The organism is Kitasatospora sp. NPDC056651 (assembly GCF_042792155.1).
Taxonomy (GTDB): Bacteria; Actinomycetota; Actinomycetes; order Streptomycetales; family Streptomycetaceae; genus Kitasatospora.
The window spans coordinates 21,943-33,352 of the sequence record NZ_JBHTWX010000054.1; the positions used below are offsets into that span (position 1 = coordinate 21,943).

8 protein-coding genes are annotated in these 11,410 nt (G+C 70.1%); 1 reads left to right on the plus strand and 7 read right to left on the minus strand.

Annotated elements, in window-relative coordinates:
• Positions 1-339: 339 nt before the first annotated feature.
• From ACFRAR_RS21450 to ACFRAR_RS21480, 7 genes are all read right to left on the minus strand, one after another.
• Positions 340-1,860: a sensor histidine kinase gene (locus ACFRAR_RS21450; RefSeq protein WP_380699712.1), complete on the minus strand. Its 1,521-nt coding sequence runs from the start codon at positions 1,858-1,860 to the stop codon at positions 340-342.
• 438 nt (positions 1,861-2,298) lie between these two features.
• A complete protein-coding gene (locus ACFRAR_RS21455; protein ID WP_380699713.1) occupies positions 2,299-3,357 on the minus strand; it encodes an SIS domain-containing protein in 1,059 nt (352 codons plus the stop codon).
• 243 nt (positions 3,358-3,600) lie between these two features.
• Positions 3,601-4,914 (minus strand): extracellular solute-binding protein, encoded by a 1,314-nt coding sequence (locus ACFRAR_RS21460; protein ID WP_380699714.1) that lies wholly within the window; start codon positions 4,912-4,914, stop codon positions 3,601-3,603.
• Between the two features lie 421 nt (positions 4,915-5,335).
• Entirely contained in the window at positions 5,336-6,889 is a 1,554-nt protein-coding gene (locus tag ACFRAR_RS21465) for a glycoside hydrolase family 3 protein (protein ID WP_380699715.1), read from the minus strand.
• 6 nt (positions 6,890-6,895) lie between these two features.
• A complete protein-coding gene (locus ACFRAR_RS21470; RefSeq protein WP_380699716.1) occupies positions 6,896-7,723 on the minus strand; it encodes a carbohydrate ABC transporter permease in 828 nt (275 codons plus the stop codon).
• Entirely contained in the window at positions 7,720-8,748 is a 1,029-nt protein-coding gene (locus ACFRAR_RS21475) for a carbohydrate ABC transporter permease (RefSeq protein WP_380699717.1), read from the minus strand. Before ACFRAR_RS21475 ends, ACFRAR_RS21470 begins: the two co-directional genes overlap by 4 nt.
• A 90-nt stretch (positions 8,749-8,838) precedes the next feature.
• Positions 8,839-10,131 carry an extracellular solute-binding protein gene (locus ACFRAR_RS21480; RefSeq protein ID WP_380699718.1) on the minus strand — a complete coding sequence of 431 codons (1,293 nt, stop codon included), beginning with the start codon at positions 10,129-10,131 and terminating at the stop codon, positions 8,839-8,841.
• Positions 10,132-10,468: 337 nt separating this feature from the next.
• Here ACFRAR_RS21480 and ACFRAR_RS21485 point away from each other — a divergent pair, with 337 nt between their 5' ends.
• Positions 10,469-11,260, plus strand: coding sequence for a GntR family transcriptional regulator (locus tag ACFRAR_RS21485; RefSeq protein WP_380699719.1), 792 nt, complete (start codon positions 10,469-10,471; stop codon positions 11,258-11,260).
• The last annotated feature ends 150 nt before the right edge of the window (positions 11,261-11,410 follow it).

An 11,410-nucleotide genomic window follows, 5' to 3' on the forward strand; every position in this document is an offset into this window, starting at 1 on the left:
CCTGGTGAAGCCTTCCGCACAAAGGGCCCCGCCCCGCGAGGCTCTGCGACACCGGACAGCCCAGCCACTTGATACTGTTCACTTAGAGCAATATTGTGGAGCTGTGGCGCTCACCGTGTGCAACGCACCGGCGAAGTGTCGCACCACCCAGAGCCCCCGTTCCGGCCGACTCCCCCCGACGGCCGGAACGGGTTGAGAGGCCCTGTCGACCCACCCCCCCCCGGTCGACAGGGCCTCGTTTCTGTTTCCGCGCTCCGGCGCGCGGAGCGTGCACCCGGCGCTCTCGCCGGGCTCACGCCCCCGTCGCACACCTTCGCGCACCTTCGCGCAACCCACGCCTCAGCGGACCGGGATCTCCAGGATCACCTTGGTCCCGCCGTTCGGGCCGGCCACCATGTCGAAGGTGCCGCCCAGTTCGCCGGTGGCCAGCGTCCGGACGATCTGGAGTCCGAGGTTGCCCGCCGTCTTCGGGTCGAACCCCTCCGGCATGCCGCGGCCGTCGTCCTGCACCGTGATCAGCAGGTACTCCTCCGGCCGGGCGCCGCCGTTCCAGCTGTCCGACCAGCCCATCCCGGTCGCCGGGGCCCGGCCGCGCAGCGCGCTCACCTCCAGGTTCCCCGAGGCCGTCGGGCCGAAAGCGTGTTCCAGGGCGTTCTGGAGCAGCTCGGTCAGCACCATCGACAGCGGGGTGGCCACCTCGGCGGACAGGATGCCGAAGCTGCCGCTGCGCCGGGTGGCCACCCGGCCGTCCTGGGACAGCTCCATGACCATCGTCAGCACCCGGTCGGCGATCTCGTCGAAGGCCACCTGCTCGTCCAGGGCCTGGGAGAGCGTCTCGTGCACGATCGCGATCGAGCCGACCCGGCGCACCGCCTCGTCCAGCGCGGCCCGGCCGGACTCCGAGTCCATCCGGCGGGACTGCAGCCGAAGCAGCGCCGCGACGGTCTGGAGGTTGTTCTTCACCCGGTGGTGGATCTCCCGGATGGTGGCGTCCTTGGTCATCAGCTCGCGATCGCGGCGCCGCAGCTCGGTCACGTCCCGGCAGAGCACCAGCGAACCGGTCAGGGTGCCCTTGGGCTTGAGCGGGATCGCCCGCAGGGTCACCACTCCCCCCTGGGCCTCCACCTCGGTCTGCCGGGGCGCCCAGCCGCTCGCCACCTTCACCAGTGCCTCGTGGACGGCCGAGCGGGACGGTGGGGCGAGGTCGGCGGTGGCGCGGCCGAGGTGGCTGCCGACCAGGTCGGTGGTGAGGCCGAGGCGGTGGTAGGCGGAGAGGGCGTTGGGGCTGGCGTAGGTGACGACGCCGTCCGCGTCCAGCCGGATCAGGCCGTCGCCGACCCGGGGCGCGGCGTCCATGTCGGCCTGCTCGGCGCCGGGGAAGGGGAAGGAGCCGGCCGCGATCATCTGGGCCAGGTCGGAGGCGCTCTGGAGGTAGGTGAGCTCCAGCCGGCTGGGGGTGCGGACGGTCAGCAGGTTGGTGTTGCGGGCGATCACCCCGAGCACCTTGCCCTCGCGCCGGACCGGGATCGACTCGACCCGGACCGGGACCTCCTCGCGCCACTCCGGATCGCCCTCGCGCACGATCCGGCCCTCGTCGAAGGCGGCGTCCAGCAGCGGGCGGCGGCCGCGCGGGACGAGGTGGCCGACCATGTCGTCCTGGTAGGAGGTGGGCCCGGTGTTGGGTCGCATCTGCGCCACCGAGACGTAGCGGATGCCGTCCCAGGTCGGGATCCACAGCACCAGGTCGGCGAAGGAGAGGTCGGAGAGCAGCTGCCACTCCGAGACCAGCATGTGGAGCCATTCCACGTCGGCCCCGGTCAGGGTGGTGTGGCGGCGGACGAGTTCGTTCAGCGAGGGCACATGGCGAGGGTAGCGCCGCCGGTCCGGGCGGGGCACGGCGGACCGGCGGGCGGACCGCGCGGGGCCTGGCCGGAGGGCCGGGCGGGCCCTCCGGCTCCCGCCTGAGTTGTTTAGACCAATTTTCGGAGAGGCCTGGACAACCGAGATTGGTCTAGTCCACAATGAAAGGGCACCAAGGAGAGGCCCCCCGCGCAACTGCCCTGACCGCGCGCGGCCCCTCCTCGGTCGGACGCCGCCGAGCGAGGACCCCGCACAGTTCTCGGTCGAACCCGGTGCCCGACGACAGCTTCGGGCTACGGTGCCGCATGGGTTGAGGGTCCCGTGTCGGCGCCGTGGCCCGTAGTGTTTTCGGCCCCCGATCCATGATCAGCCGCTCAGGGACCGGCCCCCGGTCCACAAGCTGTGGACCGGGGGCCGGCTCGTTTCCCGGGACAGGACCTAGCGCGTCTCGGTGACCTTGGCCAGGGCGCGCGGGGCGTCCGGGTCCTGGCCGCGGGCGATGGTCACCTCGTGGGCCAGCAGTTGCAGCGGCAGGATCTCCAGGATCGGCTGCACCTCCTCGGGCACCCCGGCGGGCAGCGCGAAGCCCGCCGAGGCGTCGTCCACCTGCGCCTGCTGCCCGACCACCACCAGGTCCGCGCCGCGCCCGCGCAGCCGGTCCAGCACCGGCTGGAGGGCCTCGCCGCCCTTGCCGTCCGGGACGATCGCGATGACCGGCGAGACGTTGTCCACCATCGCCAGCGGGCCGTGCAGCAGGTCGGCGCCGGAGAACGGGGTGGCCGGGATGTAGGTGGTCTCCATCAGCTTGAGCGCCGCCTCGCGGGCGGTCGGGTACCCGTAGCCGCGCGAGGTGATCACCAGGCGCTGGGCGAAGCGGTAGCGCTCGGCCAGCGCCTTCACCTCGGCCTTGCGGGCCAGCACCCCGGCGGCCAGGCCCGGCAGCTCCTTGGCGGCCTCGCCGTCGCCCCCGCGCAGGCCCTCGACCAGCAGGTAGAGCGCCAGCAACTCGGCGGTGTAGGTCTTGGTGGCCGGCAGCGCCTTCTCCGGGCCGGCCAGCACGTCGATGTGGAACTCGGACACCTCGGCCAGCGGCGAGGCGGCGTTGTTGGTCACCGCGAGGGTGATGGCCCCGGCCTCGCGGGCGGCCTTGGTGGAGGCCACCAGGTCGGGCGAGCCTCCGGACTGGCTGACGGTGATCACCAGGACGTCGGTGAGGTCCGGCTTGGCACCGTACGCGGTGGTGGTGGACATCGAGGTCAGGCCGGCCGGCTTGCCGAGCAGGATCTCGATCAGGTACTTGGCGTACAGCGCGGCGTTGTCGGACGTGCCGCGCGCGGTGAGCAGGACGAAGCGCGGGCCGCGGGCGGCGATCTGCGCGGCGACCTCGCGGATCTTCGGGGCACCCTCGTCGAGGATGCGCTGGAGGACGGCCGGCTGCTCGGCCATCTCCGCCGCCATGATCCGGCCGGGGACGGGAACGGTCTGCGGGTCGGACATCAGGGTCTGCCTCCGGTGGGACGGATTCGACCCCGCACGGGCGGCTGCCCGGCGGGGACCTCCACGGCGGCGAGTCCGCACACTCGCTGCGGTCCTTCGTCCCGCAATCCTACGGGCGCACCAGCCGGCGGGCACCTCCGTCCGCACGCCCGTCCGGACCCTCACACGCCCCTGGCACGCCCCCGCACCACAGCCCTGCGGCACGCCCCTGCGGAAGCGGGAGGGGCGTGCCGCGACGGACGGTCAGGCCGCCTTGTTGATCAGCTGGTCGATCGCGGCGTCGGCCTCCTTGGTGGCCTGGTCCACCGACTTGCCCTTGAGGATCGAGGTCAGCATGTCCGGGAGGATCTTCTGCTTCTCGACCGCGTTCCAGCCGGGGGCCAGCGGGGTGAACCAGGCGTCCGGGACGGCGTTGGCCGCGGCGGCCGTGGTCGGCTTGTTCTTCAGCGGGTTCAGCTGGGTGAGGTTGTTCGGCAGGATGTCCTTGTCGGCCAGCGCCTGCTCGGACTTGGTGCTGGTGAACATCCGGATCCAGTCGGTGGCCAGCGCCACCTGCTGGGACTTGGCGGTGACGGCGAGGTCGGAGCCGCCGATGAAGGTCGGCAGCGGCTTGCCGTCCGGGCCGGGCATGGTGGCCACCTTGACGGCGTCCTTGATGCTCGGGTCGCCGGTGACCGGCGCGGTGACGCTGGCCGCCTCGTAGCCGTTGCCGTAGAAGGACGCGGCGTGCCCGCGGGCCATCGACTCGAACTGGTTCTGCTCGTTGACCGCCAGATCGCCCTTGTTGTACTTGCGCACGAGGTCGACGAAGTGGCTGATGCCCTGCTGCGACTTGGCGTCGTGCAGGGTGCCGTGCCAGTTGCCGGCGCTGTCGAACTTGGCGATGCTGCCGCCGTACGCGGCCACGTAGCTCATCGCGGCGTACCAGTACGGGCCGGGCAGGTAGAGCGGGGAGTAGGTCCGGTCGGCCTTGTTCCGGTCCGCGATCTTGTCCAGCGCGGCCAGCAGGTCCGCCTCGGTCTTCGGGAAGTCGGCGCTGCCGGTGGCCTGCTGGAAGGCCGTCGAGTTGTAGATGGCGACCCGGGAGCCGGCGTAGTAGGGCACGCACCACAGCTTGTCCTGGTACGTACAGGTGTTGGCGAGCGCCCTGATCCAGCTGTCGGAGTTGTCGAAGGTGGTGCGGTCCACCGGGGCCAGCGCACCGGAGAGCACGTACTTCATGGTCTCGGTGTTGCCCAGTTCGACCACGTCGGGGGCGTTGCCGTCGGCGATGGCCTTGTCGAGCTTGCCCACCTTGTCGGCCCAACCCTGGTACACCAGCTTGAGGGTGACGTTCGGGTACTTCGCCGCGAACTCGTCGTTGACCCGCTGGACCAGGTCGGGCCAGTTCTTCTGCGCGTCGTCCATCAGCCAGACGGTGACGGTGCCACCGGCGGCCTTCGAGTCGGCGGCACCGCCGCCGCTGTCGGCCGCGGGCTTCGCGGACGAGGAACAGGCCGTCAGGGCGACCGCCAGTGCCAGGGTCCCGAGCGTGGGGATGAGCTGACGCTTCTTCACGCCGTCCTCCGAGGGTGTAGAGCCGTGTTGCCCGCCGGCAGCGTGATTGGCGCCCGCGGCAGGAAAGTCCGGACTGGGGGCGGCGAAGAGCTTCGGGTGGGGCCGATACCACATCCGGGGAGGTTTGATCTCGGACCGGATGACTGGACTCTGGCCTAGACCATAGGTGGTGTCAACGGCCAAAAGCCTTAGTTACGGGTGCCGTTGCAGAGCTGTTGTACCGCGTGGCCGCCAGTCGCCGTTCCGTCACCGTAAGTAGATCTTAAGGTGGATTTAAGGCCCACTTGAGAGAGCACGGTCACCCGGGGAATCCACCGGCCGAACACGGGGGAAACAGAACGGGCCCGCCATGCGACATGCGCATGACGGGCCCGTCGGCCGACGTCCTCCGGAGCGGGCCGGCGACGTCTCGTTCTTCGGTTCAGCCGACCGCTCCCGGCTGTCCGGTGAGGACCTCCACGGCCGCCAGTCCGCAGACCCGGGCGGCGCCGTGGGTGGCGATGTACAGCGCGCCGGCCGGCTCGGACTGGGGCAGGCCCATCTCGACCACGGCGGCGTCCGGCCGGGCGGCCACCAGGCGGCCCAGCGCGGCGGACATCCACGGGTGCCGGTGCGCGTCCCGGACCACCAGGACCAGACGGCGGCCCTCGGCGCCGGCCAGCAGCTCGCCGACCAGGGCGTCCAGCAGCTCCGGCGCGGCCTCGGCCGCCGACACCTCACGGGTGCGGGTGCCGGGGAAGCGGTCGGCCAGCATGCCGGCCACGCCCCACGGGGTGACGTCGCCGACGGCGATGTTCGGCTCGTCCGAGAACGAGGCCACGAACGGGCGCTCGCTCACCGGCGGCACCGCCAGACCCGGCGCCCGGACCACCTTGAGCGCCCGGCGCGCGGCCCGCAGGCCGACCGCCAGGTCCGGCTCGATCCGCTCGCCCTGGGCCGCGATCCGGCCCCAGCTGCCCAGCGCCCGGACCCGGTCGGCGGCGTCCGCCAGCCGCTCCTCGGCGAGCCGGCCGGAGCGCACGCCCGCCACGATGGCGTCGCGCAGCATCAGCACGGTCTCCTCGTCGGCGAGCCCGCCGCCGACGCAGATCGCGTCCGCGCCGGCCGCCAGGGCCAGCACGGTGCCCTCGCCCATCCCGAAGGTGTCGGCGATGGCCCCCATCTCGATCGCGTCGCTGACGATCAGGCCCTGGTAGCCCAGGCCGCCGTCGGCCGGGGCGGCGCGCAGCAGGTCGCGCAGCACCGCCGGGCTCAGGGTGGCCGGCAGCTTCGGGTCCAGCGCCGGGACCATGATGTGGGCGGTCATCACGGCCTTGGTGCCGGCCGCGATCGCGGCCTGGAACGGGATCAGGTCGCGGGACCGCAGCACGTCCAGGTCGACGTCGATGACCGGCAGGCCGTGGTGCGAGTCCACCGCGGTGTCGCCGTGGCCGGGGAAGTGCTTGGAGCAGGCGGCCACGCCGGCCGACTGGAGGCCCTCGACCCAGGCGGCGGTGTGCCGGGCGCACAGCTCGGGGTCGGCGCCGAAGGAGCGGACGCCGATGACCGGGTTGCGCGGGTTGGAGTTGACGTCCGCGGTGGGCGCCCAGTTGTAGTTGACGCCGGCCGCGGCCAGCGCCCGGCCCAGCTCGCGGGCGACGTCCCGGGTCAGTGCCGGGTCGTCGATCGCGCCGAGCGCGAGGTTGCCCGGCCAGGACGAGCCGGAGCCCGCCTCCAGCCGGGTGACGTCGCCGCTCTCCTCGTCGATGGCGATCAGCAGGTCGGGGTTCTCCGCCCGCAGCGCCCCGGTGAGCGCCGAGAGCTGGTCGAGGTCGACCACGTTGCGGTCGAACAGCGCGACCGAGCCGAGGCCCGCGGCGAGGTGGCGGCGCAGCCACTCCGGCGGCTCGGTGCCGACGAAGCCGGGCTGGAGGACGGTCAGCGCGTCACGGTGCAGCTGGTCGCTGTCCGCGACGGTGGGAACGAGAATGCTCACGGTGGCTCAGCCCTTCACGGCGCCGTCGGTCAGACCGCCGACCGCCTTGCGCTGGAGGAAGACGAAAAGGATCAGCACGGGGATGGCGAACAGCGTGGAGGCGGCCATGGTGGCGCCCCAGTCGTCGCCGAAGGCCGTCCTGAAGGACGACAGCCACAGCGGCAGGGTCTTGCCCTCCTCCTTGTTGAGGATCAGGACGAGCGGGAACTCGTTCCACGCGGTGATGAAGCCGAACAGCGAGGTCGACATCAGACCCGGGGCCAGCAGCGGGAAGATCACCTTCACGAAGGCCTGGGTGCGGGTGCAGCCGTCCACCATGGCCGACTCCTCCAGCTCCTTCGGCACCGCGGCGATGAAGCTGCGCAGCGTCCAGATGGTGAAGGGGAGGACCATCATCATGTAGAAGAAGGTCAGCGGCACCAGGCTGTTCAGCATGTCGTTGTCGCGGGAGATGATGTAGACCGCGATGGTCATGACCTCCCACGGCGCCATCTGGGACACCATCACGACCAGCACGAAGGACTTGCGGCCGCGGAACTTCATCCGGGCGATGGCGAAGGCCGCCAGGGTCGCGATCACCAGCGAGCACAGCACCGCGCCGACCGTGACGGCGATGCTGTTGACGGCGTACGTCCAGAAGTTGGGGGCGTTGACCGCGGTGGTGAAGTGCTCGAAGGTCGGGTTGAGCGGGACGAACACCGGCGTCGAACTGAGGATGTCGGTGTTCTGCTTGAACGACGTCGCGAACATCCAGTAGACGGGGAAGACGAAGAAGACGACGAGGACGGCCGCGGTCACGTTCAGCCAGGTACGTCCGAAGAGAGAGCGCCTCACAGCTCGTCCTCCTGCTTGATCATGATGCGGAAGTAGAACGCCATCAGCGCGCCCAGCATCAGGATGGTGAGCACCGCGATCGCGGCGCCGATGCCGTAGTGCTGACCGGAGGAGCCCTCCAGGAAGGCGTGCACCGGCAGGGTCCTGGTCAGGCTCTCGGGGCCACCCGCGTTGATCGCGTAGACCTGGGTGAAGGACTTGAACACCCAGATGATCTGGAGGAAGGTCGTGGCCAGGAAGAAGGGCTTCAGGTTGGGGAAGATCACCGCGGTGAAGATCTTGAGCGCGCCGGCCCCGTCCATCCGGGCGGCCTCGTAGAGCTCCTTGGGGATGGTCGTCAGACCGGCGTACATGTTGAACGCCACGAACGGGATCGACATCCAGACGATCAGCAGGATGACGATGAAGAACGTCGAGTACTCGTTGCTGAGCCAGTTGTAGCCGTGCATCGAGTGCCAGCCCAGCTGGTCCAGGATCCAGTTGACGACGCCCCACTGGGAGTCGAACAGCCAGGTGTAGACGGTGGTCGCGGCGACCACCGGCATGGCCCAGGCCAGCAGCAGCGCGATCTGGAGCACCAGCCGCATCTTCTTGCCGAGCTGGTTCAGCAGCAGGCCGACCAGGGTTCCGCTGACCATGATCAGCACCACGTTGATCAGGGTGAAGACGACGCTACGGCCGGTGACCGCCCAGAACTCCGGGTCGGTCAGCTGCTCCTTGTAGTTGTCGAAGCCGTTCCACTCGGTCAGGTGCATCACGAGCTGGCGCCGGTTGAGGTTCTGGAACGACAGCAGAACCGTCTTGATCAGCGGCCAGCCCAGCAGGGCCAGGGTCGCCAGGGTGGCCGGCAGCAGCAGCAGGTACGGTGCGAGGCGTGTGCCCAGGCTGGGGCCGCCCCCGGATCTGGAGCCCTTCGGCGCGGTGCCCTTCGAGCCGTCCTTCGAGCCGCCGCCCTTCTCAAAAGCCACAGCAGCCTTCCCTGGCTCCGGGGACTGCGTCTGCACCCGCTGCGAATGCACAGCCATCGTTCTCACTTCCTCACAACCGGCCACGACGGACAGGCGCCGCCCACCGACCCCCCGCCGGGGGCCGGTGAGCGACGCCGCTCAGTGCTGTTACTGCTTCTGGTTGAGCTTCTTCGCGATGATGTCGTCGTACTTCGCGGCCGTGGAGGCGAAGTCGCCGCCCTGGAGGACAGCGGTCAGGAACTCCTTGACCGGGTTCGGGTTGTCCTCGACGCTGGCCCAGTTCGGGGTGTTCGGGGTGATCGAGCCGGCGGCCGCGGCGGCCTTGGCGGCCAGGGCGAAGTCACCGGTGATCGCGGCGTCCAGGGCCGGCTTGTTGGTGGTGATGCCGGCGGCGGCGAACAGACCCTCGTTCTTGTCGTTGAGGGCGACCTTCAGGAAGTCCTTGGCCATGTCGGTGTTCTTGCTCTGCGAGGCGATCGCGAGGTTGGAACCACCGAGGAACACGCCGGAGGGCTTGTCGGCGGTCTTGCCCGGGAGCGGGAAGAAGCCGATCTTGTCCTTGGCCAGGGCCGCCTTCTCGTCCGGGAGCTCCCAGCCGAGGCCGATCATGGCGCCGACGTTGCCCTTGCCGAAGACGTCCTTCTGCTGCGGGGTGGCCTCGTCCTTGTCCTTCGGACCGGTCACCGAGTAGCTCTGGAGCTTCTTGTAGGTCTCGAAGGCCTTCTGGCTCTCCGGCGAGCCCAGGCCGCCGACCCACTTGTCGCCGTCCTTCTTGGCGATCTTGCCACCCTCGCTGCTGAGCAGACCGAAGTAGACGTACCACTCCTGACCCGGCATGTAGATCGGGTCGGCGACGCCCTCGGTGGTCTTCAGCTTCTCCAGGTCGCCGTAGAAGTCCTCCAGGGTCTTCGGCGCGCCGGTCAGGCCGGCCTTGGCCCACAGGTCCTTGTTGTAGGCGACCACGCGGTTGGTGACGTACCACGGGGCGGCGTACTGCTTGCCGTCCAGAACGGCGGACTCGTTCTGGTTGGCCGGCCAGGCGTCGCCACCGAAGGCGGCCTTGTCCTTGGTGATGTCCAGCAGGCCACCCGAGGCGGCGTAGCCGGCGGTCTGGGTGTTGCCGACCTCCAGGACGTCGACCGAGCCCTCGGACAGGGCGGTGGTGACCTTGGCACCGATGCCGCCCCACTCCTGGGCGGTGAACTCGACCTTCGAGCCCGGGTAGGTGGTCTCGAACTCGGTCTTGACCGCGTCGGTCCAGCCCTTCGGGGCCGAGCCGGTCATGGTCCAGACCTTCAGCGTCTTGCCCTTGTACTTGTCGGCAGCCGAGGCGGAGGTCGAGCCCGACTTGTCCTCGCTCTTCTTGCCGTCCGAGCTGCAGGCCGCCAGGCCGACGACCATTGCTGCGACGCCGACCGCCGCGATGAGCTGACGCTTCACGCCATCCTCCTGAGGGATGCCTGGGTTGCCCCCGTCGGGCGGCAGCGGCAGACCCTCACAAAGCGGGGGATAAGGTGCCGCGGACCCCATCGAACGGGTGGGGGGATTCATAGTTACCGGTCTAGTGGTGTAGACCAGATGCCTGGAGCTTGGCCTAGACCAATGGGCCTGTCAACGGCTGTTCGGCCGATCTCCACCACCCGTTATCAAGACGACACCGCACATCGTTCATCGCGTGATGAGGTATTCGTTCCGTAGCCATACATGCAACGATGTGAGCCGTTAACGATGTGGCGGGGCCGGTGAAGGCCCCGCGAGAAGCGGGAGAACAGGTCCGATGAGCAGCGACGGGGGATCCACCGCCCAGGTCAACGACCCCGAGGTGAACAACCTCCCGACGCAGGCCGGCACCGATCCGACCGCGCGCGTCCCCAAGTACTACGGCCTGAAGCGGCACCTGCTGCAGCTCACCGAGACCCAGCCCGCCGGCACCCCGGTGCCGCCCGAGCGCGCGCTGGCCGCCCAGTTCGACACCTCGCGCACCACCGTCCGCCAGGCCCTCCAGGAGCTGGTGGTCGAGGGCCGGCTGGAGCGCATCCAGGGCAAGGGCACCTTCGTCGCCAAGCCCAAGGTCGCCCAGGCCCTCCAGCTGACCTCCTACACCGAGGACATGCGGGCCCAGGGCCTGGAGCCCGCCTCCCGGCTCGTCGAGATCGGCTACATCACCGCCGACGAGCGGCTCGCCCCGCTGCTGGACATCAAGCCCGGCGGCCGGGTGCTGCGGATCGAGCGGCTGCGGCTGGCCAACGGCGACCCGATGGCCATCGAGGTCGCCCACCTCTCCGCCAAGCGCTTCCCCGCCCTGCGCCGCAACCTCGCCAAGCACACCTCGCTGTACGCCGCGCTGCGCGAGGTGTACGGGGTCACCGTGGCCGAGGCCGAGGAGACCATCGAGACCACCCTGGCCAACCCGCGCGAGGCCGGCCTGCTCGGCTCCGACCTCGGCCTGCCGATGCTCCAGCTCTCCCGGCACTCCTTCGACGCCGAGGGCGATCCGGTCGAGTGGGTCCGCTCGATCTACCGCGGCGACCGCTACAAGTTCATCACCCGCTTGAAGCGTCCGGAGTAGCCGCACTCCCCCACCGCACTTCGGGCACCGGCGCGCGCGACCCGCGCTCCGGTGCCTTTTCGCATTCCGCGACGCCGCTCTCACACCCTGCGACGACGGCGTCCATTCCGGCCGTCGCGGCACCGCATTTCCGCCCCGCGACGGCGGACA

Coding starts and splice junctions, on each gene's coding strand:
- ACFRAR_RS21455 (WP_380699713.1), bottom strand. CDS start 3,357: ATGTCCGACCCGCAGACCGTTCCCGTCCCCGGCCGGATCATGGCGGCG.
- ACFRAR_RS21485 (WP_380699719.1), top strand. CDS start 10,469: ATGAGCAGCGACGGGGGATCCACCGCCCAGGTCAACGACCCCGAGGTG.
- ACFRAR_RS21475 (WP_380699717.1), bottom strand. CDS start 8,748: ATGGCTGTGCATTCGCAGCGGGTGCAGACGCAGTCCCCGGAGCCAGGG.